Origin of the sequence: Paralcaligenes sp. KSB-10 (assembly GCF_021266465.1) — a bacterium.
In the GTDB taxonomy this organism is placed as follows: Bacteria; Pseudomonadota; Gammaproteobacteria; order Burkholderiales; family Burkholderiaceae_B.
The window spans coordinates 3,581,199-3,606,068 of sequence record NZ_CP089848.1; the positions used below are offsets into that span (position 1 = coordinate 3,581,199).

The following is a 24,870-nucleotide window of genomic DNA, read 5'->3' on the forward strand; positions in this document are numbered from 1 at the left end:
CCGGCGTATCGAATTTTGCCGGCAAGGCGTGCCGACAGCTATAGTGCAAGGTCCTGGGTCTGGCCAGAGAATAGCGTAAGCTAATGGCTGCGCCTCATCAAAGCCCTGCAAGGCAAAGCACATCTATGGATTGGACCCATCGCATCCGCTTGCGGAACCTGAAAATCATACTCAGTCTGGCTCAGACGCGGAACCTGAGCCACTCGGCGGCCATGCTCAACACCACGCAGCCGGGCCTGTCCAAATGGTTAAAAGATCTGGAAGAAGACATAGGCCTGCCGCTTTTCGAACGCCATGCCCGCGGCCTGAGGCTGACGTCGCATGGCGAGGCACTGGTGGCTCATGCCCAGCGCATCGATGCCCAGCTGGATCGTGCCGCCACCGATATGCAGGTGCTGCGCGAAGGCGGTGGCGGGCGCGTGGTAATAGGCGCCTCGGGGGCCGCCGCTTCGGAAACCGCACCGCGCGCCGTGCTGGAGCTGTTGGCGCAAATGCCGCAATTGCGGGTCAGCTTTGTCGAGGGCACAATGGATCGCCTGCTGACGCTGCTTGGACAGGGCGATCTGGATATTGTCATAGGGCGCACCACCACCGAACGTTACGACGAATCGAGCGTGGCGACCGAAGTGCTGTACGTGGAACCTATCGATCTGGTGGCGCGGCCCGGCCACCCCTTGTTCGAGTTGTCCGAGATCGGCTGGAGCGATGTGCGCTCTTATCGCTGGGTGGTTTGGCCGCGCGGCACCCCCATACGCAATGCCATGGACGAGGGGCTGGCGGCCGTCGGCCAGGAGTTGCCGGTCGATCATGTCGAGTCCAATTCGGTGACAGCCAATATCACCATGCTGAACAACAGCGATATGATCGGCACCGCCTCGCACCGGGCAACGCTGATGCTTGCCAGATTGCAGCTGTTGCGCATTTTGCCGCTCGAGCTTCCCGGATACGGATCGGTATCCATGTACTGGCGCAAGGATGAACTTCATCCGCAATCCGTCGAGGCGGGGCTGGCATGCATCCGCCGCATTTCGCGTGACTACGAGAGCTGAGAGGCCAGCGGCCGAAACGCGAACACTCAGTCGCAGTGCCTGATCAGGCTTTCGATGCCGGACTGATCCATGGTTTCCTGCAGGCCAATGAAGACCAGGACCGATACGCGCGCCATGTCGGCGCCGACGGCTACAGGCTTGATCGCGACGCGATGGCCGACCACCTGGACGCTGAATGCGCGCGGGTCGGCGGCAAAATAAACGATGCCCTTGGCGCGCAGCACCTCGTTGGGCAAGGATTTCAAGTTTCGCTCCAGTTGTGCCTTGTCCGGGAAGTCGCCCGTCGTGACGGAAAAGCTGGCCACGCGGCTCAACGGCTTGTCCGCCAGCCTGGAAAAGGGCTCCGGCCTGGCGCCCGGTGCGAAATCGGGCGAGAAAAACAATTCCGGAGCGATGGCGCCGTTGACGGTTTCGATAAGTCTTTGCCGGCCGCTGACGGTTTTTAAAAGGCCGATACGTTTCTGTTTGGTGGCGGAGTCGATCAGGTCGATCTTGTTGATCAACAGCAAGTGTGCGGCGCGGATCTGCTGCGCCACCATGTCTCCGACGTAGGGGTCTTGCAGATGCTGGTCGATACGCTCGGCGTCGACTGTAACGACAATGCTGTCAAGTTCGTAGGTTTTGTCCAGCAGGCCGATTTGCGCGATTTTCCCCGGGTTGGATACTCCGCTGCTTTCGATAATCAGATACTCGGGGCGCGCAGTGGCCGTTCCCAGGCGAATCAGTGCGGTGGCAAGCTCGCCGCCGATGGTGCAGCATATGCAGCCGTTGGCCAGTGCGATGACCTCTTGAGTGCGGCGGGCGATCAGGGCGGCATCGATATTGATCTGGCCGAAGTCGTTGACCAGCACAGTAATTCTCTTGCCCCGAGAGTGAGTCAGTATATGGTTCAGGAGTGAGGTTTTGCCCGAACCCAGGTAGCCGCCGATCACAATCAGCTTGATGGGCTGGGCCGAGCTGATCATCCGTTTTTTCCCGGCGCTTCAAACATCCGTCCGGCCACCACGGTGCCCCACACGCGTATGTCTTTAAGGCGGGCCGGGTCGATTGACAGGGGGTCTTCTTCCAGCACGGCGAAATCGGCGAATTTCCCGATTTCGAGGCTGCCTATCTGGTGGTCCAGCTTCAGCGTATAAGCGGCGCCCAGTGTGATGGCGTGCAAGGCCTGGTCCAGGGTAATGCGCTCCGATTCGCCCAGTATGCGCCCGCCTGCCGTTTCGCGCTGCATGGCGCACCAGGCTGTGAACAGAGGGTTGAGCGGTGTGATGGGCGCATCGGAATGAAAGGCCACCGGCACGCCATGGCGTATCGCGCTGCCGCCCGCATCCATGCGATTGGCCCGATCGGGCCCCATAGTCTTTGTGTAGTGCGCGTCGCCCCAGTAATAAATATGGTTGGCGAACAGATTGACGCACAGGCCTAGCTTGGCCATGCGGCGGAACTGGGCCGCGTCCGCCATTTGACAGTGCTGCAGGGTATGGCGGTGATCGTGCCGCGGGTATTGATCCAGCACGCGTTCAAGGGCATCGAGCGTCACTTCGGTGGCCTCGTCGCCATTGGTATGGATGTGCAACTGCAGGCCGGCGCAGTGGAAGGTCTTGATCAGATCTTCGAGCTGGGCCGGCGGGACCAGCCACAATCCATTCGGACTGCCGTTGAAGTATCCGGGCCAGCGCAAGCGTGCCGTAAAGCCCTGGATGGAGCCATCGACAATAAGCTTGACGAGTCCGAACCGCAGCTTGTCCGTGCTGGCGCCGATGGCATCCAGGACACGCTGTGCGTTGTTTTCTCCGCTGCGCTGGGGAGCATAGGCCGGAACCAGCCTGACCGGATAATCCGGATCGGCCGCGACTTGCTGCAGATTTTTATTGCCAGCCTCCGACAAATCGTTGACCAGATCGGTGGCGGTAGTGACGCCGGCCAGTTGTGCGACGCGGCCGAAGTTCCAGATTGAATCGAGATTCTCGCTGGCGGCGATCGACAGGCCCTGGCCTATCACCCGGTACACCGGCAGCATGGCGGCAAACTCTTGCAGTTCTCCGGTGGGTTTGCCATCGGCGCCAAGCGGTACTCCTTCTATTTCGTCGCCGCCCGTAATTTCGGCCAGATCCAGCATGGCCGAATTCACATTCATGAGGTGCACGCTGGCATGCAGCACGACAATCGGGCGGGTGGCGGAAACGCGATCCAGTTCGCCGGCGCTCAACCGTGCATCGCCAAAGAAAATGGGGTCGAATCCCCAGGCCAGCAAAGGTTTGCCTGAATCGCCCATCAGGGCCTGGGCCTCGGCCAGGCGCCCGATCACGCTTTCTATGGTTTTCAGCCCGCTCCACAATTTGCCATCGGGGCCGCGGCGATCGTAGTAGCCGACATAGACGGCGCTCCACATCGATCCTTCCATCAGGTGGCAATGGCCTTCCACAAAGCCGGGCATCAGCGTCTTGTCGGCAAAACGAGTGTCGATCTCGACGCTGCCCCATTGTTTGACGTCGTCGGCGGTGCCCAGCGACAGAATCTTGCCGTCCCTTACAGCGATATGTGTGGCGCAAGGCTGCGCGGGATTGATGGTGATGATTTTCCTGGCAAGAAAAACCTTGACCACGGGCTTGCTCATGATGAGTTCCTAGTCGATGACGTGTTGATAGATAGGCATGCTGGCGTGTCTTGGCTTGAACAGCACGGTGCCCGCGCCCGCGATCAGGACGTTGAGGCACAGGCATACCAGCCCGATATTGATGCCGCCGAAATGGATGCCTGCGGTATCGGCATAGATGGCGGCGCCCTGCCCGACCAGAATGCCAACGCCGAGCGCCACGGGATTGATGTTTTTCAGGAACAGGACAGCAATGATGGCGGGAAAGAACTGCGTGAATCCGTAGTACGCCGTATTGATCAGGGTGAGCATCAGGTTAGGGGTGACGAGCGTCAGCACCATGGATGCCAGCAGGTAGATCACCACCACAATGCGAGCGACTTTCTTTTGTTTGGCCTCCGGGGTGTGCGGCATCAGGTTGCGGCTGACCAGGGGTCCGATCGACAGGCACAGCCCGGCCAGCACCAGCAGCCCCGACAAGGCCGCTCCGGCCGCCACAACACCGATCAGCCAGCCAGGCAGCAGATGCACGGCGGCAATAATGAACGCATCGTTGGGCGAAGCCAGCTTCAGGTTTGCGCTGATGGCGTAGTAAGAGGCCAGAACCAGAAACGGATACATGAACATATAGAGCGGCATGGGGATTTGCGCGCGCCGTATGGTTTGGTCGCTTTTGGCGGTAAACAGGAATTGCGTCAGCATCGGTATGCACAAAAAGCCCATTGCCTGAAAGAAAATCGTGCTGATCGAAAACTGCATCTGCGCGGTGTTCATGGTGTTGCTGACTTGTTTGCTGGCCGCGTCGAACACTTCTTTTACATCGAAATGCCAGGATACCGCCACGCCGGTCACCACAATGGCCAGCACCATAATGATGTCTTTCAGTACCGCAATGGCCGCGGTGCTGCGCACGCCTGAAATGACAATATATAAGAAGGCCAGTGCGGCGGAAATAATAACCAGGACCACAGGCGCGAATTTCCAGCCCAGGCCATGCAGTGCAACGATCAGGCCGGTAAATTGCAGTTGGCCCCACGGTATCAGGAACAGCACGGCGGTTATGGTGACGACCAGTTCGAGGAACCGGCTTTGAAAATGCCCTTTGAATAAATCGGGCAGGGTCACCGCATTGTATTTTTTGCCAGCGCGCCAGATATGCGGCCCGATAAAATAAATGAGAGGATAAGCCAGCAAAATATAGCCGAGGAACCAGATGCCGTAGGTCGGGCCCTTGGCGTAGATTCCGCCGGGAAAGCCAATCATGGTGCCTATGCTGTAGATCTCGCCGGCCGTCAGGAAAAACACCAGCAGACCGCCAAATTGACGCGAAGCCACAAAATAATCATGAGAGCTTTTGTCTCGAACGGTTCGTCCGGCTCGCAATGCCAGCCACACGGAAAACAGGATGATGCCTAAAAAGACGGTTGTAGCCATGTTGGGTCTCGTTTATGGAATAGGTATCGCGAGTTAAAGGGCAGTAGGCGTACGGTGCCGGTCGAAGCAATACCAGCAAATGGCCAGGCACAAGGAGGTCAGTGCGAACCAGGCGAAAATCCACAGATACAGGAATGGCACACCCAGCAGGGTGTAGCTGACTGTATTGGCCCATGGCAGCAGACCGATGACGCCCAGATAGGGAATCACTACTCCGATAAAAAAACGCAACATGCTTGTCTCCTTGCGGTGTGATTACTGCATATCGATGAATTATTGTTTTTTTTAGAATGCTTTGTCTCACAATGAAGATCAAATGATTTATATTGATGGGTATAAATGACAGTTATATTGATGCCCTTACCCGCCTGCGCAAAAGGTAGAAATCATGAAAAGCCATCATCTGAGGGCCTTGATTGCGATTGCCGATTGCGGCAGCATCCAGGGTGCGGCACTGGCTTTGCATCTGAGCCAACCCGCCATTACCAAGGCCTTGCAGGATCTTGAGCAGGAAATGGCAGTGCCCATGGTGGTTCGTACCCCGAAGGGGGCGCATTTGACCGCGTACGGCCTGGGCCTGCTCAAGCATGCCAGGGCGATCGAGCAGCAATTGCGCCATGCCAAAGAAGAAATCAATGCGCTTGTAGGGGTAAGAAGCGGCAGCCTGGTGATAGGCGCGACACCGGTAGCCTGTATCGGCCCTCTGGCCAACGCGATCATCGACTTTCAGCGGCAGAGTCCGGATGTCAATCTGAAGGTCCTGGAGCTGCGCCCTGCGCAGATCATCGAAGGGCTGACCGACGGCACCATTGATGTCGGGCTGGTTTCACGGGTGGGTCTGCCCGAGGCGCCCGCCTACTATTGGGAAACGATGTACAAAGTCGGCCTCACGGTCGGGGTAAGAAAAGGGCATCCGGTGCAAACGGCATGCGGTCTGGCCGATTTGGCGGATCTGCCGTGGCTGGTCTGGGATTCCAACGAAGAGCCCGGCAACATGCTGTATGAAATATTCGCCCAGCATCGCTTGCCGCAACCGCGGCGAGTCATACGCTGCACCTCGGCAAGCCTGTATGCGATGCTGATTTCCAGCACCGACATGGTTGGCTGCCTGGCGGACACGGCATACGACTTCACGGTCTTCGGCCATTCGCTCCATCCTCTGTCCATCCGGGAGTTATTGCCGGAGCTGAATGTCGGGCTGGTTTGCCACGATGCCAAACTGCTGACCCCAAGCGCAAATAATTTTGTGCGCGAACTGCGCTTTATCTGCCGGCGTTTTTCCGCTTGAGGCGGCAGGCGCCATATAGGCCCATCTTCAGTTCACGGTAACGTGCGCTTTTTCTATCACCACCTTCCATTGCCGGGCCGCTGCCTGTATTTCTTTTTCAGCCTCGGCCGGTGTGCCGTAGGTGGGATTGATATCCATGATTTTCAGTTTTTCCAGTACATCGGGTTCTTTGAGGAACTGGTTGAGCAGCGTGTTCCACTTCATCACGATGTCCTTGGGGGTATTCCTGGGCGCCATCAATACAAAGCCAAAGCCCATGTTGAAATTTTCCATTCCGGGGATGCCGGATTCGGCAATTGTGGGGGTGTTGGGCAACAGCGGATCGCGCTGTGTGCCCGACACAGCGAGCGCCACCAGCTTGTGGGCATTGATGTGCGGGAGCATGTTCGCAACGGCCAGGAATCCGCTGTCGACCTGACCGGACAGCAAGGCATTGACCGCGGGCGCATTGCCTTTGTAAGGAACATGCGTCATTTCCACATGGCTGCCGAGTTTGAAGGCTTCCATGGCCAGATGTCCCGGTGACGCGGCCCCCGCCGAGGCGTAGGTGAGTGCGGTTTTACCTGCCATATCGACAAACTGCTTGAGCGTCGTGGGCCCCAGGCCTGCCCGGGTGACCAGGCCCAGGTTGAATGCGCCGGCCCTGCCGACGACGGCGAGGTCTTTGTTGGCATCGAAATGGTTGTTTTTATAGACGAAAGGGTTGACGGTGGCCAGCGTGTCGACGCTCAGCAGTAAGGTGTAGCCGTCGGGCTTGGCGCGCGCCGCATATTCCCCGCCGATTGAGCCGGAGGCGCCGGCCTTGTTCTCGACGATTACCGATTGATGAAGTTCTTTGCTGGTTTTGGCCGCGAAGAGACGGGCAACGAAATCCAGCGGGCCGCCTGCACTGAAATTCACGACGATGGAAACAGGCCGTTCCGGATAGGCGGCTTGCGCCGTACCGCCCAGGCATAGAAACAGGGCGCCAAGGCCGCCGATCAAGCGATGTTTTAATTGCGTGGTTGACATGGTTGTCTCCGATAGTTATTTGATAATGGTTTTTGGAAAAAAATGGCGGCTCGACTCAGGCAATGGCGCTGGGGTTCGGACTGGTGTCGGTATGCGAGAGCATGGACAGGGCCAGGGCTTCGAGCAATGCCGATTTGCGGGACGCATGCGTGGGCGAATCCCACAGGTTTTCGAGTTCCATCGGGTCGCGCTTCAGATCGTAGAGCTCTCCGAAATCGGCGGCGTCGTAAAGACTAAGCCGGTACTCTTTGTCCAATAGGGTGCGCATTCTCACGCGGGTATCCATGCCGAACATGACGCGCTGGCCTTCTTCTTCGATCAACACATGATTGCGCAGGCCCGGGGTGCTGTTGTCCATGAGCTGCAGCAGGGATTTGCCTTGCATGCCGTTGTAGGGCACAAGGCCGGTGCGCTCCAGAATCGAGGGCGCGATATCGATGGTCGAGGCGAGCGCCCCTTCGTTGTGCCGGGCTTGCGGGCGGCTCGGGTCCATCCATATAAAGGGCGTGCGAATCAGGCTCTGGTAATGGATGGGGCCCTTCCACAGCAATTGATGATCTCCCAGGTAGTCGCCGTGGTCGCTCATGAAAATAACGATGGTGTTATCGGCGACGCCCTGTGCCTGCAATTCGGCCATGACTTGGCCGACGACGTGATCGATATGGGAAATCGAGCCGTAGTTCAGTGCGATCGCTTCCCGCGCTTCGCGTTCGGTGCATGAAAACAGGGCGGGGGTATGCTTGACGGCCTTTGATAGTTCGCGCTGCTTGTAGAGCCACGCCACGTGCGGCGGCGGTGTATGCGCCTGGCTGGCGTGGAAGGATTCCGGCAGATCCACCTTGTCGGGATCGTACATGTCCCAGTATTTGCCGTGGGGTGTAAAGGGGTGATGCGGATCGGGGAATGAGCATTTGATGAAGAAAGGCTTGTCGCCTTGCGCGTATTCGCGGATCAGTTCGCAGGTTTTCCCGCCGATGTAGGCGTTGGTGGAAAGCTCCTCGGGTACGCGGGTGCGCCATGCTTGCCGGAAGCGGCTCAGTTCGTAGTCGGGCGTGGGTATGGCCTGTTCCGGCCCGGCTTGTCGTGCCGCTTCGGGATGCTGCTCCTGCAGCCAGCGCCAGTAGTGCCCCCAGACCTGGTCGCCATGGTCCACGGTCAGGGCGACGCGTGAAAAGCCATAGAAGGGGGTTGCCAGGTCATGGTCGGGATTGTTGCGCCAGTATGGGCCCCATTCCTGATCGTAATTGCCTCCGTACGAGCGGCGCGCTTCCCCGAGGGTTTCGGGATCGGTGGGCCGGGGCCATTGCGGACCTTTGCCGGTCATGTTCTGCAAATGGGATTTACCCACCAGCGCGGTTTCGTATCCGGCCTCTTTGAGTTTGTCGGCAAAGGTCACAGACTCGAGCGGCAAGGGAATGCCGTTGTGGCGCGCGCCGTGGACGGAGGGCATGCGCCCGGTCATGAGCGATGAGCGGTTGGGCATGCAAATCGGGGTGGCGACATAAAAGCGCTCGGCCTTCCATCCCCGTTTCGCCAGGGCATCCAGATTCGGGGTCTTGATGACGGTGTTGCCGTACGCGCCGAGATGCTGCGCCTTTTGCTGATCGGTGATGAACAGGATGAAATTAGGTTGACTCATTATTGGGGGTGCCGTGTGCCGCAAGTGCGATAAAACCGGGGGATGGTTGATTATCGGCAACTGATGTATAAATGAAAAATGAAAATAAGTTTTATTTCCATATGATTTGGTTATATCTTGTATGTAAAAAGGCACTCTGATGGACTGGAGCTACAAAATCCGACTCAGGAATCTGCAAATGCTGGTTCGCTTGTGCGAGCTTGGAAACATGAGCCAGGTGGCGCAGGAGTTCAATGTGACGCAGCCGGCGCTGTCCAAGTGGGTAAAGGAATTCGAGGGGAATGTCGGAGCCCCTTTGTTCCAGCGTCATGCGCGGGGCCTGACGCCCTTGCCCCTGGCGTTGGAACTGGCGCGGCAGGCCAAGGGAATTGTGGGGCGTCTGGACCGGGCGCGTGCCGTGGTCGATTACATGAAGGGGCCGACGGAGGGGCAGGTGGCAGTGGGGGTGTCGCCCATGGTGGCCATAGCCTTGTTGCCGGGTGTGCTGCGCGATTTCCACCGTCTGCATCCCAAGGTGTTTGTGCACATACGTGAAGACACGCTGGATCACCTGAATTCGAAATTGCTGTCGGGCGAGCTTGATCTCGTTATCGGGCGGATCGAGGAAGGCCAGGCTCCGCCGGACCTGACGCATGAAAAACTGTGCGACACTCCGCTTTGCCTGGCAGTGTGCCGTTCGCATCCTTTGGCTGGGACCAAGAACGTGACCTGGGCCCAGGCCTTGAGCTACCCGTGGATGGCCCCGCCGCCCGGCAGCCCGTTTCGCAATCTCATGGAATTGACACTGGAGTCCATGAATCTGGGCAAACCCAATGTCCTGGTCGAGTCGGCCTATATACACACCAACGCGGTGCTGCTGGAGGGCACCGACCTGATTGCACCCATGTCCCGCGCTACAGCCTGGTGTATACAAGGCGCTGCGCTTGAAGTGCTGGACCTGTTTATTCCCTACCAGGGGTCGGTAAGCCTGCTCTGGCGTCTCGAGGATCAGGGCGAGCGGCTGATCCAGGATTTCATGGACTGCGCACGCCGACAGTCCGTGAATATGGTGGTTTAGCCCTGCGCTACTGCAGGGCCAGGCAGAGTCCGGCGAAGAAATCCTCCACCTGGATTTGGGTCTGGTCTTTGAACATGGGCTTGGGCAGAGCGCCCCAGACCATGGCCACGAGATTCTGCGCGGGGTTGACGTACAGGTGCTGGCCGAAAATGCCTATGGCCTGGAAGGCACCGTGGTGTACGGGGTGTCGGGTGTCGGGCAGGGGCCATACCATATAGCCGTAGTCGATTTTTACTCCCGCAGCCAGGAACGGCCGGCTGGCGGCCCGCATCCAGCCGGCGGGCAAGATTTCAACCCCATCGATGATGCCGCGATTCAGCAGAAACAGGCCGAACCGGCCGTAGTCGCGCAGGCCGGCAGAGATGCCGCTGCCGCCGACCTCGAGTCCGTCGGGCGACTCCAGCCACCAGGTGGCATCCGACTCGGTGCCCAGCTTCGACCAGATTCGCTCCGAGAAATAATCGGCCAGGGAACATTGCGTTGCCGCCCGCACCAGAGCACCGGCGATATGGGTTTCGCCGGTGCTGTAGTTCCAGCGGCTGCCCGGCGCGGCGGCGCGCGGCAGGCTGGCCATCATGTCGAGAATTGCGCCCGGCTGCTGCGCAATCTGCAGATCAAGTATGCGGCGCCGGTCCGACAGCGGGTTGGTGTAGGTTTCGTCCCATTGGACGCCCGAGGTCATGGTGAGCAATTGTTCAACGGTGACGCCATCGTAGGCGCTGTGGTTCAAGGCTGGCAGGTAGCGGGTTATGGGATCGGCCAGGCTTTTTATGCAGCCGTCCTGGATCGCGACTCCTGCCAGGGTGGCCGTGACTGTTTTGGCGATCGACATCGATACCCAGCGCGTGCTTTCTGTGTTGCCCAGCTGGTAAGTTTCGTAGCAGACCCCGCCGTTCTTGATGACGAGCAGGCCGCCGACACGGTTGATCGAGAGAAAATCGTAGAGATCGTAGCTTTTGCCTTGCGAAGCGAATGCAAAGTTTTGTAGATGTGTTGCTCGGCCAGGCAGGGGGCGGATCCGGGGGCCGCGGGCAATCGTCCTGCTTGGGAAGAGTCGGTCGATATGGCGGAATGTGCGAACCTGGGTATCGGGCAACAAGGCGCCGTCATAGATTTGCCTGACGGTTCCAAAAGATTCTTCGATTTGCATGATTTGTTGAGCCTGCCGCAATGAGGGACCATCGATGCCTGCCAACGTAGTGGATGCGCCCTGGGCTGTCAAATGGTAAAACAGGTGCTGTGCAGGATCTGGATGCATTCATATATAAAGAGGCCGAGGATGAGACTTTTGTTGGCAACGTTCAAGCATGAAACAAACACGTTTTCTCCGGTGGAGACCAGGTTTGAACGATTTTTCAAGGGGTCCAATGGGGTTCTGAGCGGCGCACAGGCGATTGCTGCCCGTACGGGGACCGGCACAGGCATAGGAGGCTTTATCGATGTGGCTTCCCGCTACGGGGCGGAAATCGTGGTGCCGATTGTCGCCGACGCATGGCCCAGCGGCCCTGTGGATCGCGACGCTTACGAAAGAATTGTCGCCGCCATACTAAGCGCGGCCGAAGGCGCCTACGACGGAATTTTGCTGGATCTGCATGGCGCCATGGTGGTCGAGGGTTTCGATGACGGCGAAGGAGAATTGCTGCGCCGCCTGCGGCGCATCCAGCCTTCTGTTCCGATAGGCGTCACGCTGGACATGCATGCCAATCTGTATCCCGACATGGTGTCGAATTCGACGGTGATTACGGGTTATCACACGTATCCGCATGTGGATATTTACGAGGCCGGAGTGCGTGCGGCGGAAATCATCTGCAAGACCATCCAGGGGGAGCTCAGGCCGGTGATGACATGGGGCAATCGCCCCATGCTGCCGCATGTCATGCGGCAGGGCACCCACAGCGGCCCGAATCGCGATCTGCAGGAGCGCTGCAAGTCGCTTGAGCAGGCAGGCACTCTGGCTGCTTCGCTGTTTGTCGGGTTTCCCCATGCCGATATTGCCAATGCGGGTCTGAGTGTCGTGGTGTGCACTGACGCAAATCCCGATGCGGCGACTGCGGTTCGCGATTCCCTGCTTGACGAAGCCTGGGACCGGCGCGCGGAGTTTCTGTTCGAGTCTGTGCCTTTGACCGAGGCGGTCGGATCGGCGACGCGGCAGACCGAGTACCCGGTTATCCTGCTGGATCACTGCGACAATGTGGCTTCGGGCGGGACCATGGACACCACTGTGGTCCTGAAGGAAGCCCTTGCGCAGGGTTTGAGCAATGCGGTGTTTTACGCTATTTATGATCCGGCGGCGGTGGCGCAGGCGATACAGGCCGGGGTTGGCAATAAGGTGACGTTGTCGCTGGGCGGCAAGGCCCGGCTGTTGGCCACAAACGAGGAAAATCCGTCTCTTGAATTGACGGTGACGGTGCGCACGATCAGCGATGGGCGCTTCAAGCTGTGGGGGCCGATGAGCGCGGGGGTCGAGATTTCCACTGGCCCGACGGTGGTGCTGGACACCGGCAATATTCTGATCGTGGTTGCATCGGGGCATATGGAGCCCTTCGACTTGAATTGTTTTTATTCGCTGGGAATCGATGTGCGCAATATGCATTACGTGATCATGAAGAGCCGGGTGCATTGGCGTGCGGGATTTACGGGTGTGGCCAGGCATGTGATTGAGTGCAATGGAATAGGGGTGACGACTTCGGACTATTCCAAATTGAAGTTCGAACACGTGCGCCGGCCTATTTATCCGTTGGATCCTTTTTGATTGTGGTGGTGTGCGTGGGGCTTGCGTACTCTGTTTTGGCTCGTCTTCGGTGTTCTCTTTAGGCGCGAGCATGGCGGGTCAATGGCCAGGACAAATGCCTGCACGATATGCGTTCTTGAGACGCTGGGGTGGCGGCCCAGGCAGGGTGGAGCTCGCATCGTCCGGTCCTGGCTGCGCCAGGACTGCCCGCGGCCGGCGCCTGGATCGGGCGGTCGCGGAACTCGCGTCGTCCACAGCCCCCCGGGCTGTGGACACCCGTGACGCTCAAACAACCGCTCCCTTGCCTCCCGATCCAGGCGCCGGCCGCGGCGGACTCAAGCTCGCTCACCCTGCCTGGGCCGCCACCCCAGCTTGCATTGGAGTAGTTGGTGGGGATTTCTTTGCGTTCATGCTCAGGGGCGGTTGAAAAATGAAATTATCGATTCGGCCAGTGGGTATTGGGATCGAGCGGGTAGACGGGATGGTGCACATTCTTGAACGGGAACAGGGCGTAGTTCGAACTGGTGACGCCGCTGCTGTCGCATTCCACAAACCCCTTGGCGATGGGAAAAAATACCGGGCGGCAATACATGCGTGATTTCAGCAGCAGGAAACTCTTGCGTGCCGGATCCAGCCCTACGCAAGTGAACACCCCCAGATCCCAGGGCTCGTGGGTGCGTTCGGTGATCACAATTTCCAGATCGCCGCATGCAAACAAGGCGGTTCTGCCCATGCTGCATTTCATGCCGGTGTAGGTAGGCCCGGAAATGATGTATTCGCCGTTGCCCAGGTGTTTGACCTGGCCGGTGAGCGTGACCGGTTCCTTCACAATGCCCAGGCTTGTCAGAGGCCGCTTGTTGCCCAGCTGAAGAGTGACCGTTGCGCCCTCTCCCGCATGTACCAGTTGTTCGACGGCTTGAGGATCGCACAGCGGGCCGACGCCGATATTGCCCAGACCTTGAGTCAGGGCTTCTTGCAGCACGTCCATGGTGTCGCAGGTGCCACCGGACATGCAGTTGTCGCTGTGATCCAGCAACAGTATCGGGCCTTGCGGATTTCCGCAGCCGGCCTGCGGGCCGGCTTTTGCCGCCAGCGCTTTGGCGCTGCCTATCGATTCGGCCAATGGGGGGCTATGGTATACGAATCCTTCTCTTGAAGCCCAGATTTTCAATGCGATCTGGCGGGCGGCCTGGCGCGCGGAGGCCGCGTCCTTGCCTACGGTCACGACGCTGATGCAGGGGGCGGGAATATCGGCCAGGGCGAAGCCGGCCAGCACGGAGGCGGCCAGGACGCTGCTTTGCTCCGCTTCCCTGGCGGCCTGGATGGCGGCGCACATGGCGGGCGAATTGCTGGCGCTTTTCAGTGTATGGGTCATCAGGGGCAGGCGTTCCCAGGCAAGCGCCGGGCTGATTTCACCTTTGAGCCTGGCCAGCAGCAGCCTGCCTGCATGTTCGCCGGTTTCGTACATATCGATGTGGGGATAGGTTTTGAAGCTCACGATGATATCGGCGTTGTCCATCATTTTTTGCGTGACGTTGCCATGCAGGTCGAGCGCGACGGCAATGGCTTTTTCAGGATGGCGGGCCTTCAGGCGCTCCAGTAGATCGCCTTCGCCGTCGTGGCTGTTTTCGGCCACCATGGCGCCGTGCAGGTCCAGCATCATGGCGTCGCAATGATCGGAGGCATCGAGTATGTGGCGGCATAGGGTGTCATAGGCCGTTTTTTCGACCGGGCCGCTGGGATTGGCCGTGGCGGAGATCGGCGTGATGAGGTCGGCGCCGGCCGCCTTTGCCAGATCGATAAATGCGCTCATTGCCGTGCGGCCGCCCAGGTTTTCGGCATAGGCATCGGCTCCGTAGGTGGGGCCATCGATGCCGAATGAGGCAAGCGGGGTGGGGACTGGCGAGAATGTATTGGTTTCGTGATTCATTCTGGCTATGAGTAGTTTCATGACTGTCTATCCGTGTAATGTCATTTCTGAGTCGCTCGTGAGCGCGCGGGCCGTGTGCGCCGCATGAGCCTGCGGCTTGCCGCCAGGGTGCCGCGGTTCAGGAGCCGGCCGAGGCGATTCCCGCCTGCTCCAGTATGGCCAGCAGCAGCACGTTGCCGCCGGCTTGAATGTGTTCCGGCTTGGCGTCTTCGATTTCATTATGGCTGATGCCGTCTTTGCAGGGAATGAAGATCATGGCCGTGGGTGCCACGCGGGCCAGGTAAACGGCGTCATGGCCGGCACCGCTGACGATATCGGTATGCGTGAAGCCCAATTGGTCGGCGGCATTGCGCACGGCCTGGATCTGTTCCTGGTGGAAAGGTTGCGGCGGGAAGTAAACCACTTGCTCAATGTCGATCGCGAGAGTGCTGTCCGCCCGCAGTTCGCGGCATGCGGCGTGCAGCGCGGCGTCCATGGAACTCAATACCTCGTCCGAGGCGGCGCGCAGATCGACACTGAGTTTCACGCGCCCAGGAATGACATTGCGCGAGTTGGGAAAGTTGTCGATCCATCCGACGGTACCGCGCCCGTGGGGAGCGTGGGTGAGCGCGATCCGGTTGACCGACTGGATCAAACCGGCGGCGGCCAGCAGGGCATCCTTGCGCAACTCCATGGGCGTGGGGCCGGCATGGGCTTCCATGCCGGTGATGGTGATGTCATACCAGCGCTGGCCCAGGGCCCCGGTCACGACGCCTATGGTGTCTTGCCTGGCTTCGAGTATGGGGCCCTGTTCGATGTGCGCTTCGAAGTAGGCCTTGATGGGAAAGTGTTGGCTGCGTGTATTGCCGGCATAGCCTATGCTGTTCAGGGCGCTGGCGACACTGATGTTCTGCGCATCGGTTTGCGCAAGCGTCTCGGCCAATGGGAAGGCATCCACGAAAACGCCCGAGCCCATCATGACGGGTACGAAGCGCGAACCTTCTTCATTGGTCCACACCACCACTTCGATGGGCGCCTCGGTGCGGATTTGGCGATCGTTGAGGGTGCGCAGCACTTCCAGCCCCGCCAGGACGCCGTAATTGCCGTCGAATTTCCCCCCGGTGGGCTGGGTATCGATATGGCTGCCGGTGAGTACCGGCGGCAAATCATTATTGCGACCCGGGCGGCGGGCGAAAATATTGCCGATTTCATCGATGCGGATCGAGCAGCCAATGTCCTTGGCCCATTGCACGAACTGGTCGCGCCCCTGGCGGTCGAGTTCGGTCAGGGCCAGGCGGCAGACACCCCCTTTTGGGGTGGCGCCGATTTTCGCCAGCGACATGAGCGATTGCCAGAGGCGATCGCCATTGATGTGCAGAGTCGCGCTTGCAGAGAGGGATGAATTCATGGTGTTCTCGAATCGAAATTTCAGGGCGATGCTTACTGGACTGCCCCGACGCCCAGGTATTGATCTTTGGCGTACGTGTCGTGCATGAACGACGCGTTGTCGTTGCTGTAGACGATCTTGCCGCCTTCGATGATGTAGTGGCGTTCAGCCAGTTGAGTGCAGACTTCCAGGTTTTGTTCGACCAGCAGTATGGAAATTCCCTGGGCCTTGAGCAGCTTCAGCTGCGCGACGATTTCTTCCACGATGATCGGCGCCAGGCCTTCAACGGGTTCGTCAAGCATGAGCAGTTGGGGATGATTCATCAATGCGCGGCCTATGGCCAGCATTTGCTGTTCGCCTCCGGAGAGCTGCGCGCCGCCGTTGCGCCGCCGCTCGTATAGCCGTGGGAAGATTTTGTATATATCTTGCAGTGACCAGGGGGAGCCCTTTTTTCTACCCAGATTCAGGTTTTCTTCCACTGTCAGCAAACGGAAGATGCCGCGATGTTCGGGCACCAGGCAAACCCCCCGGCCGGCAATCCGATAGGCGGGCAAGTGGGTGATGTCCTGCCCTTTGAACAGAACGGTTCCGCTTGCCGGCGCGATCAGGCCGGCAATGCTTTTCAGCGTCGTGGATTTGCCCGCCCCATTGCGGCCCAGCAGCGTAACCAGCTCTCCCTGTCCGACTTCGATGGAAACGCCCTGGATGACGTGGCTTTTGCCGTAGTAGCTGTGTATCTCCTGTACCTTCAACATTATCGGCCTCCGGTAATCATATTGCCCAGGTAGGCGCTTCTTACCCGGTCGTCCGACTTGATGGCCTGCGGTTCGCCCTCCACCAATACCTTGCCCTGCTGCATGACGGTAATTGTGTCGGAGATATCCATGACTATGCCCATATTGTGTTCAATCAGGATGACCGTGAGTTCATCGCGCAGGCTGTAAATCAGTTTCTTCATGGAGTCGATGTCGTCGATACCCATGCCGGATGTCGGCTCGTCCAGAAAGATGGCCCTGGGCCTGGCCGCCAGCGCCATGCCGACTTCGAGGCGCCTCTGCTGGCCGTGCGACAGCGCGCTGCTCAGCTTGTGCCTGACCTGGGTCAGGCCGACTTTCTCAAGTATGGCCTCGATCATGTCGGCTTGTTCGCGGCGCATTTTGATGAGCGACCATAATCGCAGTGCCTGCAAAGGGCGTATGCCTTGCGTGGCCAGCCTGAGGTTTTCATGGACCGACAGAGTGGGAAACAGCGAAGTGACCTGGAATGATCGCGCCATGCCGGCCTGCACCCGCTGATAATCCGCCCGCTGGCTGACATCGTGGCCGTCGAAAATAATCGACCCTTCCGTAAGAGGCACGGTACCGGTGAGCGAATGGAAAAGTGTGGTTTTTCCCGCCCCATTGGGGCCGATTACCGAGTGTATGGTTTTGGCCTGCACGCATAAATCGACGCCGGCCAGCGCCACGAATTTCCCGTAGCGTTTGACAATGTTGCGGGCTTCCAGAATGGGCTGGGTCATGGTTTGTGCTCCTTGGCCGGGCTATCCGCCCGATTGCCGCGGGCGCGTTTGAAGACCAGTTCACACAAGCCCCATAGCCCTCCTTGCAAATACAGGCTGACGACCATCAGCAGCAAGCCGAACAGCAGCAGCCAGCGCGGCCACAGGTCGGATAGCCAGTCGGACGCGATGACATACAGCGCCGCGCCCAGCACCGAAGCGAACAGATTACCGGTCCCGCCGATTACCGTGATGACCAGGATCGTTTCGCTGATGTGATAGTTGATGCTGGTCAGGGGCGCAATGCCGGTCATCATGGCGTACAGGGCCCCGGCCAGGGCCGTCGTGGCACCCGACACCATAAAGGCGACCAGCTTGAAAAGCCTGATGTTGTAGCCGATTGCCGTGGCGCGCGCCGGATTGTCGCGTATGGCGAGCAGCGTGCGGCCGAAAATCGATTCGACGATGCGTTGGAGCAGATAAAACACGATCAGAAAAATAATCGCGACGAAGCTGTAGTATTCCCAACTGGTTTTATTGGGCAGCAGCGTGTGGCCGAATGCGGTGAGCGGCAGCGTGGGAATGTTCAACAAGCCATTGTCGCCGCCGGTCCAGTCCGGCAGCGAGTACGCCAGGAAATAAAACATCTGCGCCAGCGCGAGCGTGAGCATGACGAAGTAAACGCCTTTTTGCCGTATGCTGAGCCAGCCGACCGCCGCGGCGACAAGCGCTCCGACCAGCATGGCCAGAAGCAGGGTCAGCGGCATGGACAGGCTGGTGCGCGTCAAGGCAATGCCCAGGGCGTAGCTGCCTGCGCCGAAGAAGATCCCCTGGCCGAAGGACAGCAGGCCCGTGTATCCCAGCAAAACATTGCATGCGAGCGCCGCCAGGGCGTAAATCAGCACCTCGGTGGCCAGTGAGCCCGACTTCAGGAGCAAGGGCAGGAGCAGGACGGCGGCCAGGGCCAGGAGCAGGAATCGGTGTTTGTGCAGCAGTTCCATTCAGGCTCTCCCCATCAGGCCGTTGGGGCGCAATAGCAGGACCAGCGCCATTGAGACATAGATCATCAGGCTGGCGCCCTGGGGCCACAAGGTACTCATGATGCTTTGCACGATGCCCACCAGCAATCCGCCCAGAAGAGCTCCGGAAAAACTGCCCATGCCGCCCACCACGACGACGACAAACGCGACGGCGAGGGCTTCAATGCCCATGAAGGGTTCCACGCCGCGCAGCGGCGCGGCAAGCGTCCCCGCCAGGCCGGCGGTAGCGGCGCCGAGGGCAAATACCAGGCCAAAAATTCGATGCACATTGATGCTGAGCAGCGTCACCATCTCGGGAGATTCGCTGCCGGCCCGCACGATGCTGCCCAGGCGGGTGCGCTCAAGCAGCAGCCATATCAGTGTAGCCAGGACCGCAGTGAAGACGATGACAAAAAGGCGGTATTTGGGATAGATGAAGCCGCCCCAGATGATTACCCCTTTCAATAGATCAGGGGGCGGAACATTCACACCGACCGGCCCCCATACAAGTATGACCAGTTCCTGTATGGCGAGTGCCAGGCCAACCGTGAACAGGATGTGGAATTCGTGAGGCAGGTTATAGACCTTGCGCAGGATGAGTTTTTCCGTCAGCCACGCAAGCGCACCGACGATGCACGGGCCGATCAGCAATGTCCACCAGAAGTTCACCCCCCACTGCAGGGCCTGGTAGCACGCGTAAGCGCCCAGCACATAAAAGGCGCCGTGCGCGAAGTTGACAAACCGCAGCAGGCCGAAAACGATGGACAGGCCCACGGCAAGCAAAAAATAAAGCATGCCGATGCCGATGCCATTAATGACTTGCAGGAGATAAACATTCATAGGCGGGTTCGACCCTAGGAGGAAGTGCGGCTTTTCGACAGGTTCAACCCTGCAAGCGGAAAATGCTGTCGGCGCCGTACCGCGCCACCGCTACCCTGTTTCAGGGCCGGCGGCGCGGGATGGCGGGGCGACGCCTCAGGTAGACATTTTGCAGCCCGCTTCCGCGACTGACAGGAAAGACTGGCCCGAGTGCAGGATCTCGCAGTAATCGTCCTTGTCTTTCATTTTGTTTTTGGCCTTTCCTTTCAGCAGGTAATAATTCTTGATGACCTGGTGGTCTTCTTTGCGTATTTGTTCAGGGCCTGTCAGGCCGTCGTAGCGGGCGCCTTCCATGGCCGCAATGACTTTGGCCGGATCGGTGGAGCCCGCCTTGTTGATGCCGTCTATCATCAGCTTGGTGCAAATATAGGAACCTGCCAGACTGTAGTTGGGGTTCATCTTGAACTTGGCCTGGGTCTGTTTTACCAGGGTATGGTTCAGCGGGCTATCGATGCCGTGCCAATACTGCACGCCGAAATAAACGCCTTCGCACAGATCGGCGCCGAGCGATTCGAATTGTTCCAGGCCCGAAGCCCAGGCAATCAGGATGGTGGTCTTGGTTTTCATGCCGAAGCTGACGGCCTGGCGCAAGGTTTCCGAGCTTTGCGAACCGAAATTCAGAAGCAGCAGGACATCGGGCTTGGCTGCCATGGCATTGGTGAGATAGCCGCTGAATTCCCGTTCGTCCAGGGCATGATAGCTATTGCCGACGTGCTCGAGCCCGTTCTTGCTGAGCAGGTTTTTGGTTGCGGTGAGCAGGCCTTCGCCGAACACGTATTTGGGTGTAATCGTGTACCAGCGCTTGGCCTTGGGCATCATTTTGATGAGCGGGCCAACGGTTTCCTGTATTGCGCCATAGGTGGGCACCGACCAGCGGAAGGTGGCGCGGTTGCAATCGACTCCAGTGACTTCATCGGCCCCCACGGTGGTGACGAAAACGCCTCCCAGCTTGTCGATGGCCTTGCCCATGGCCAGTCCCACCGATGACAGCACCCCGCCGGCAAAGAAATGGGCGTTGGATTGCTGGAACAAGTCTTGCACCTGGCGGATGCCGACGGCCGGCTTGCCCTGGGAGTCCAGGATCTTGTATTGCAGCGGACGGTTCAGTGCCTTGCCGGTTTCTTCGATGATGAGCTGCATGCCCAGGGCAGCGTATTTTCCGTTAGCGGCAAATGGGCCCGACATGGAGTTTGGGCAGCCAAACAGAATGGGGCCGGAATCGCTTGCGGCAAATGCTGTTTTCAAACCAAGCAATGGGGTTGACATGGCCGCCATGGCACCGATCTTGAGTAGTTCTCGTCTGTTCATAAGTTGTCTCCGTGGTGTGATTATGTTCAAGCTCATGAGATCAGGATGAAGGAAGTGGCGTGCGCGGTGTCCTTTATTCTGTATCCGGATCGATTCTGAGTGCTGTATGGCATCATGGAAATATACGGTTAGCCCAAATAAATCAAACTGTATAGGTAAAAATCAAATTTCTGTACTGATTTATGAGCTGCACTATACCGAAAGGCGTGATCCGGCGTATGTATTAAACAGCGTGTGGCGCCGAAATGGAATGGGCGTTGACCATGGCGGGGTGCCGCGACACGGTGGCGCCGCAAACGGGGCTGGCCGAGAGGTGCAATTAACAGGTGGACCAGGCGCATGGCAGCGTTCTTTACTCTTTTAATACAACAATTTATATCGTAAATTTAATAAAGCTGTTGCACAATGGCCGCTGAAGCAACCCCTGGCTCGAAAAATTTGCTATTGTCACAAAAATAAACAGTTGGCGAATAATGATGAGCCCAACTATACTTGACAACTAAGTGACTATAGCCTAGTGGTTGCTGCACCTAATTTTGCCGGGACATACGATGTTTTATCAAGTAGGTAATGAAGAGATCAGCGTTGCCGACGATAAAAGTAAGAGGCTTGCCATGCTGGATGACGACGTAACCGAATCACTGCTGTTTACCTATTTTGGTACTAGAAGCCCTTTCTGGCAGCTTTCGGCTGACAGCGATGCTTTGCAGCTGGCTGGCGTCAAGGGCATCCCAAACCTGGCTGTTGCGCTGGTGCCCGAGCAGGCACGTGAAATCCGGGCCTTCTCGGGGGTGACCTCGCATGCAGAAATAGACATCAAGCTTTTTGGCGAATCCCAGAAACTGAGCCTGGTTGGCAAGAAGAATGGCGCCAATTCCTGGTCGGGAACCGCGTCCGACTACATGGACACGCCCACCGTTGCCAAAGATCTCGCGCACGGACTCGAGTTCGCCGAGCAAGTCATATCCGAAGTGAATTCCCTGGTGGTCATCATCGACCACAACAGCAATATCCTGCGATTCAACCGCCTGTGCGAAGAAGTGACCGGCTTGCGCGAAAAAGACGTAATCGGCAAAAATGCGCATGCTTTCATGCGATCCGACGAACAGGCGGCTTCGCGCGCCAACATCAGCGATTTCTTTAAAAATTCCTCGTCGTACGAAGTCGAGCGCCATATCAACACGCTCAACGGCCCGCGTACGATCCTGTGGCGCAACAAATTCGTGCAAAGCGGCAGCGGTCCCGACGAACGCTACCTGGTCTGCTCGGGTACCGATGTTACCGAAGAGCGCAAGGCCCAGGCCAAATTGCTCGAGCTTGCCACTGTCGATACGCTGACCGGCTTGCCGAACCGGCACGCCATCTACGAGAAAATCACGGCATCCCTGCAAAGCGGCGATCGCTTCGGCATTCTTTTCCTCGACCTCGATAACTTCAAGCAGGTCAACGATCACTATGGCCATCTGGTCGGCGACAGTCTCATCCAGGCCGTGGCCCTGAATATCAAGGCCTGCATGCGCGAGGGCGACAGCGTTGCCCGCCTTGGCGGCGACGAATTCCTGGTCTTGGTCCAGAATGCCTCGTTCGCCCTGATGGAAAGTGTCGCGCAGCGAATTACCGATCGTCTCAAGAACCCGATCAGCCTGGGGTTGATCGAAGTCTATACCGGTTGCTCGATCGGCATTGCGCTCTGCCCCGAACATGGCGATACGCTGGATCACCTCATTCGCTGTGCGGATACGGCCATGTACGTAGCCAAAGACGCCGGCAAACGCACGTATCGCGTGTTCTCGCCCGATATGGACAACAGGGTTTCCGAGTTCGTCTGGCTGGACGTCAACTTGCGCAAAGCCCTCGATGCCGACGACCAACTGGTGCTTTATTACCAGCCCAAGCTGTGCCTGAAAACTGGTGTGGTTCGCAGCGTCGAGGCCTTGCTGCGGTGGGACTCGCCTGACCGCGGGCGCATACAGCCTCTGGATTTCATCTCGTACGCCGAAGACTCTGGCCTGATCGTTCCGCTGGGTCGCTGGGTCATGAGAACGGCGGCAAAACAGGCCGCGGCCTGGAAAGCTCGCGGTTTGGATATTCGCGTTGCGATAAACGTATCCGCGCGCCAGTTGTGCAGCTCGACGGTTGTTCAGGATTTTGCCGAAGCGCTGCGGCAGGCCGGCCAGACTCAATGCCTGCTCGACCTCGAACTGACCGAAAGCTGCCTGGTTGATGACGAAGCCCTGGCCCATGCCGTGATTCGCCAGTTCCGCGACCTCGGGGCTCAAGTTCACCTCGACGATTTCGGAACCGGCTACTCTTCCCTATCCCAATTGGCCCGCCTGCCGCTCGATGTGATCAAGCTGGATCGCAGTTTCATTAGCTCCATCAACGAAAATGCCACCTCGCAGGCGCTGGTCCGGTCAATGGTCGCGGTCGCACAGCAACTGAAGTTCAAGGTTGTTGCGGAAGGCGTTGAAACCGAAGCGGAAGCCGAATTCCTCAAGAGCATCGATGTCGATGACGCCCAGGGTTACCTGTATGGGCGGCCTATGCCGGCAAAAGAGTTCGAGGAATGGCTCAACAACAAGGGCAAGAAGCTACGGCTCGTAGCCTGAGCTTGCCGGAACGCGCCCCGGCCATGTTCCCCAGGCCTGGGGAACACGCTTTTGAGTTGCAACGCTGGCTTATGTTGAGTTCTGCGATTTGCTTGCGTGCCGGTTTTGCAGCATGACCAGCCGTTCCATATAAGCAAGATCCTTCTCTTCCAGCAGAAAGGCCGATGCGGCCCAGTCTTCGGTAATTTCCATCAGCTCGGCCCTGTCGATGGGCAGTACCCGCTGGCGAGTGCGCAGCATGGCGCGTATGCCGTTGAGCTTGGGCCGAATAACGTCGATAAATGTGCGGGTCGAAATGTACGCATTGTCTTTTTCGAACACTCCGTCGACCAGGCCTTTGTCGAAATACCATTCGGCGGTATGTGACTCGCCTGTGCTGATCAGCTCTTCCGCCAGCCGCATATGCGATTTTCGTGCTACCAGGGAGTAAGCCCCCATGCCCGGAAAAAGATTGAAGGCAATTTCCGGAAATCCCATTTTCACGTCTTTCTGGGCCAGCACATAATGATGCGCCAGGGCGGCTTCAAAGCCTCCGCCCAATGCGCTCCCTTCGACCATCGCAATGGAAATGGCGCCGGTTCCGAAACCGGTCATGGCTTCGTACACAGCGTCGATGCATGCGCGCGCATAGGAAAGTAAAAGCTCTCGCTCGCCGGCACGGATATGCGATGCAAAAAGCTGCAGATCGCCGCCCACGTTATAGACCTGGGGCACGGTAGAGCCGGTTATCCAGAAGTCGATCGGCAGCCCCGAATCGCGTGCGGCGCGCCCCAGGCGGGCGATGTCTTGCAGGAGAGCCGGATTGAAACAGGGGCGGGGCTGGGCATGCAGCATCATCCACAGAATATTGCGGCCTTCCTCATAGAAAGGCGTTATCTGGGTCAGGTCTTGGGCTTCAGTGAACGGTCGGCAAGCCGGATGATCAATTAAGTTCATGGTTGGCCCGACAAGTACCGTTTTTTGCAATCAAGGCAATGACCGCAATGCGTTTGAAGCGTGAGTCTGAAATGATGGGCGTCATTATATTTATAAACGGCAAGCGAGCTTACAAATATGTAGCGAGTAGAGAAATACCCGAATGATGGTAGGCCGGAGGGGAGTGTGTGTGTAAGCGGCTGGTGCCGGGGCGGTGCCGCAGGCAGGATGCGTGTTTTCTGTGTGCTTGCGCAATGTACGCGATAGGTCGAGGGGCGGTCATGGTTTCCTGTACTGAAAACATCCATGCGGAGATGGGCTTACCCTTCGTGTGCACCGCATACTGGTTTGCCTGACGGGTGGTTCAAGTAAAATTACTGTTGCTAATGGTAAGCAGTATACTAACAGAGAAGCACCGTTCTGCAGACTGGTTTTTCCCTATGGCGAGGTGGTTTTGAGATGTTTCAGGCGTCTTCCGCTTGCAGACCTTGCTGCGCGAGGTCGTGCCGGCCCCCGATGTGCGAGCCGGCACTATCGAAAACAA

Annotated in this window: 20 protein-coding genes; 5 read left to right on the forward strand and 15 right to left on the reverse strand. The window is 58.3% G+C overall.

What is annotated here, in order from left to right; all coding sequences use genetic code 11:
• The first annotated feature begins 125 nt into the window (after positions 1–125).
• Positions 126–1,049, forward strand: a complete 924-nt coding sequence (locus tag LSG25_RS16435; RefSeq protein ID WP_232741966.1) for a LysR substrate-binding domain-containing protein — start codon at positions 126–128, stop codon at positions 1,047–1,049.
• A gap of 26 nt (positions 1,050–1,075) precedes the next feature.
• Here the strand turns inward: LSG25_RS16435 and LSG25_RS16440 are convergent, their stop codons facing one another.
• Genes LSG25_RS16440 through LSG25_RS16455 form a run of 4 tightly spaced genes read right to left on the reverse strand, consistent with a single transcriptional unit; the run spans position 1,076 to position 5,310 of the window.
• Positions 1,076–2,014 carry a GTP-binding protein gene (locus tag LSG25_RS16440; RefSeq protein WP_232741967.1) on the reverse strand — a complete coding sequence of 313 codons (939 nt, stop codon included), beginning with the start codon at positions 2,012–2,014 and terminating at the stop codon, positions 1,076–1,078.
• Complete coding sequence (locus LSG25_RS16445) at positions 2,011–3,663, reverse strand: amidohydrolase (RefSeq protein ID WP_232741968.1); 1,653 nt, start codon at positions 3,661–3,663, stop codon at positions 2,011–2,013. Before LSG25_RS16445 ends, LSG25_RS16440 begins: the two co-directional genes overlap by 4 nt.
• Before the next feature lie 9 nt (positions 3,664–3,672).
• Positions 3,673–5,076: a sodium:solute symporter gene (locus tag LSG25_RS16450; protein WP_232741969.1), complete on the reverse strand. Its 1,404-nt coding sequence runs from the start codon at positions 5,074–5,076 to the stop codon at positions 3,673–3,675.
• Positions 5,077–5,109: 33 nt separating this feature from the next.
• The gene (locus tag LSG25_RS16455; RefSeq protein WP_232741970.1) at positions 5,110–5,310 is read right to left on the reverse strand and encodes a DUF3311 domain-containing protein; all 201 of its coding nucleotides are present in this window, start codon (positions 5,308–5,310) and stop codon (positions 5,110–5,112) included.
• A gap of 154 nt (positions 5,311–5,464) precedes the next feature.
• On the opposite strand from LSG25_RS16455, the gene LSG25_RS16460 reads away from it, so the two are divergent.
• Positions 5,465–6,364 carry a LysR family transcriptional regulator gene (locus LSG25_RS16460; protein WP_232741971.1) on the forward strand — a complete coding sequence of 300 codons (900 nt, stop codon included), beginning with the start codon at positions 5,465–5,467 and terminating at the stop codon, positions 6,362–6,364.
• Between the two features lie 27 nt (positions 6,365–6,391).
• Here LSG25_RS16460 and LSG25_RS16465 read toward each other — a convergent pair whose 3' ends face one another.
• Complete coding sequence (locus LSG25_RS16465) at positions 6,392–7,375, reverse strand: tripartite tricarboxylate transporter substrate binding protein (RefSeq protein WP_232741972.1); 984 nt, start codon at positions 7,373–7,375, stop codon at positions 6,392–6,394.
• A 55-nt stretch (positions 7,376–7,430) separates the two neighbouring features.
• Entirely contained in the window at positions 7,431–9,014 is a 1,584-nt protein-coding gene (locus LSG25_RS16470) for a sulfatase (protein ID WP_232741973.1), read from the reverse strand.
• Between the two features lie 139 nt (positions 9,015–9,153).
• Between LSG25_RS16470 and LSG25_RS16475 the strand changes: the two genes are divergently transcribed.
• The gene (locus LSG25_RS16475) at positions 9,154–10,071 is read left to right on the forward strand and encodes a LysR substrate-binding domain-containing protein (RefSeq protein WP_232741974.1); all 918 of its coding nucleotides are present in this window, start codon (positions 9,154–9,156) and stop codon (positions 10,069–10,071) included.
• Positions 10,072–10,078: 7 nt separating this feature from the next.
• Here LSG25_RS16475 and LSG25_RS16480 read toward each other — a convergent pair whose 3' ends face one another.
• Positions 10,079–11,221: a serine hydrolase gene (locus LSG25_RS16480; protein ID WP_232741975.1), complete on the reverse strand. Its 1,143-nt coding sequence runs from the start codon at positions 11,219–11,221 to the stop codon at positions 10,079–10,081.
• A gap of 129 nt (positions 11,222–11,350) precedes the next feature.
• Between LSG25_RS16480 and LSG25_RS16485 the strand changes: the two genes are divergently transcribed.
• Positions 11,351–12,823: a M81 family metallopeptidase gene (locus tag LSG25_RS16485; protein WP_232741976.1), complete on the forward strand. Its 1,473-nt coding sequence runs from the start codon at positions 11,351–11,353 to the stop codon at positions 12,821–12,823.
• Positions 12,824–13,238: 415 nt separating this feature from the next.
• Here the strand turns inward: LSG25_RS16485 and LSG25_RS16490 are convergent, their stop codons facing one another.
• From LSG25_RS16490 to LSG25_RS16520, 7 genes are all read right to left on the reverse strand, one after another.
• Entirely contained in the window at positions 13,239–14,753 is a 1,515-nt protein-coding gene (locus LSG25_RS16490) for a M81 family metallopeptidase (RefSeq protein ID WP_232741977.1), read from the reverse strand.
• Between the two features lie 97 nt (positions 14,754–14,850).
• The gene (locus LSG25_RS16495; RefSeq protein WP_232741978.1) at positions 14,851–16,119 is read right to left on the reverse strand and encodes a Zn-dependent hydrolase; all 1,269 of its coding nucleotides are present in this window, start codon (positions 16,117–16,119) and stop codon (positions 14,851–14,853) included.
• A 32-nt stretch (positions 16,120–16,151) separates the two neighbouring features.
• Positions 16,152–16,856: an ABC transporter ATP-binding protein gene (locus tag LSG25_RS16500; RefSeq protein ID WP_232744735.1), complete on the reverse strand. Its 705-nt coding sequence runs from the start codon at positions 16,854–16,856 to the stop codon at positions 16,152–16,154.
• A complete protein-coding gene (locus LSG25_RS16505) occupies positions 16,853–17,617 on the reverse strand; it encodes an ABC transporter ATP-binding protein (protein WP_232741979.1) in 765 nt (254 codons plus the stop codon). Before LSG25_RS16505 ends, LSG25_RS16500 begins: the two co-directional genes overlap by 4 nt.
• Positions 17,614–18,597 (reverse strand): branched-chain amino acid ABC transporter permease, encoded by a 984-nt coding sequence (locus LSG25_RS16510; RefSeq protein WP_232741980.1) that lies wholly within the window; start codon positions 18,595–18,597, stop codon positions 17,614–17,616. The genes LSG25_RS16505 and LSG25_RS16510 overlap by 4 nt, the downstream gene beginning before the upstream one ends.
• The gene (locus LSG25_RS16515; RefSeq protein WP_232741981.1) at positions 18,598–19,455 is read right to left on the reverse strand and encodes a branched-chain amino acid ABC transporter permease; all 858 of its coding nucleotides are present in this window, start codon (positions 19,453–19,455) and stop codon (positions 18,598–18,600) included.
• A gap of 135 nt (positions 19,456–19,590) precedes the next feature.
• Positions 19,591–20,802: an ABC transporter substrate-binding protein gene (locus LSG25_RS16520; RefSeq protein WP_232741982.1), complete on the reverse strand. Its 1,212-nt coding sequence runs from the start codon at positions 20,800–20,802 to the stop codon at positions 19,591–19,593.
• Between the two features lie 617 nt (positions 20,803–21,419).
• Between LSG25_RS16520 and pdeR the strand changes: the two genes are divergently transcribed.
• Positions 21,420–23,411 carry a cyclic di-GMP phosphodiesterase gene (gene pdeR, locus LSG25_RS16525; RefSeq protein ID WP_232744736.1) on the forward strand — a complete coding sequence of 664 codons (1,992 nt, stop codon included), beginning with the start codon at positions 21,420–21,422 and terminating at the stop codon, positions 23,409–23,411.
• 69 nt (positions 23,412–23,480) lie between these two features.
• On the opposite strand, the gene LSG25_RS16530 is transcribed toward pdeR, so the two are convergent.
• Complete coding sequence (locus LSG25_RS16530) at positions 23,481–24,347, reverse strand: crotonase/enoyl-CoA hydratase family protein (RefSeq protein WP_232741983.1); 867 nt, start codon at positions 24,345–24,347, stop codon at positions 23,481–23,483.
• Positions 24,348–24,870: the final 523 nt, after the last annotated feature.

Excerpts from the sequence above, each read along its gene's own strand:
- LSG25_RS16455 (WP_232741970.1), bottom strand. The coding sequence starts at position 5,310 with ATGTTGCGTTTTTTTATCGGAGTAGTGATTCCCTATCTGGGCGTCATC.
- LSG25_RS16450 (WP_232741969.1), bottom strand. The coding sequence starts at position 5,076 with ATGGCTACAACCGTCTTTTTAGGCATCATCCTGTTTTCCGTGTGGCTG.
- LSG25_RS16520 (WP_232741982.1), bottom strand. The coding sequence starts at position 20,802 with ATGAACAGACGAGAACTACTCAAGATCGGTGCCATGGCGGCCATGTCA.
- LSG25_RS16465 (WP_232741972.1), bottom strand. The coding sequence starts at position 7,375 with ATGTCAACCACGCAATTAAAACATCGCTTGATCGGCGGCCTTGGCGCC.
- LSG25_RS16495 (WP_232741978.1), bottom strand. The coding sequence starts at position 16,119 with ATGAATTCATCCCTCTCTGCAAGCGCGACTCTGCACATCAATGGCGAT.
- LSG25_RS16485 (WP_232741976.1), top strand. The coding sequence starts at position 11,351 with ATGAGACTTTTGTTGGCAACGTTCAAGCATGAAACAAACACGTTTTCT.
- LSG25_RS16460 (WP_232741971.1), top strand. The coding sequence starts at position 5,465 with ATGAAAAGCCATCATCTGAGGGCCTTGATTGCGATTGCCGATTGCGGC.
- LSG25_RS16530 (WP_232741983.1), bottom strand. The coding sequence starts at position 24,347 with ATGAACTTAATTGATCATCCGGCTTGCCGACCGTTCACTGAAGCCCAA.
- LSG25_RS16435 (WP_232741966.1), top strand. The coding sequence starts at position 126 with ATGGATTGGACCCATCGCATCCGCTTGCGGAACCTGAAAATCATACTC.
- LSG25_RS16475 (WP_232741974.1), top strand. The coding sequence starts at position 9,154 with ATGGACTGGAGCTACAAAATCCGACTCAGGAATCTGCAAATGCTGGTT.
- LSG25_RS16480 (WP_232741975.1), bottom strand. The coding sequence starts at position 11,221 with ATGCAAATCGAAGAATCTTTTGGAACCGTCAGGCAAATCTATGACGGC.
- LSG25_RS16505 (WP_232741979.1), bottom strand. The coding sequence starts at position 17,617 with ATGACCCAGCCCATTCTGGAAGCCCGCAACATTGTCAAACGCTACGGG.
- LSG25_RS16470 (WP_232741973.1), bottom strand. The coding sequence starts at position 9,014 with ATGAGTCAACCTAATTTCATCCTGTTCATCACCGATCAGCAAAAGGCG.
- LSG25_RS16445 (WP_232741968.1), bottom strand. The coding sequence starts at position 3,663 with ATGAGCAAGCCCGTGGTCAAGGTTTTTCTTGCCAGGAAAATCATCACC.
- LSG25_RS16510 (WP_232741980.1), bottom strand. The coding sequence starts at position 18,597 with ATGGAACTGCTGCACAAACACCGATTCCTGCTCCTGGCCCTGGCCGCC.
- LSG25_RS16490 (WP_232741977.1), bottom strand. The coding sequence starts at position 14,753 with ATGAAACTACTCATAGCCAGAATGAATCACGAAACCAATACATTCTCG.
- LSG25_RS16440 (WP_232741967.1), bottom strand. The coding sequence starts at position 2,014 with ATGATCAGCTCGGCCCAGCCCATCAAGCTGATTGTGATCGGCGGCTAC.
- LSG25_RS16515 (WP_232741981.1), bottom strand. The coding sequence starts at position 19,455 with ATGAATGTTTATCTCCTGCAAGTCATTAATGGCATCGGCATCGGCATG.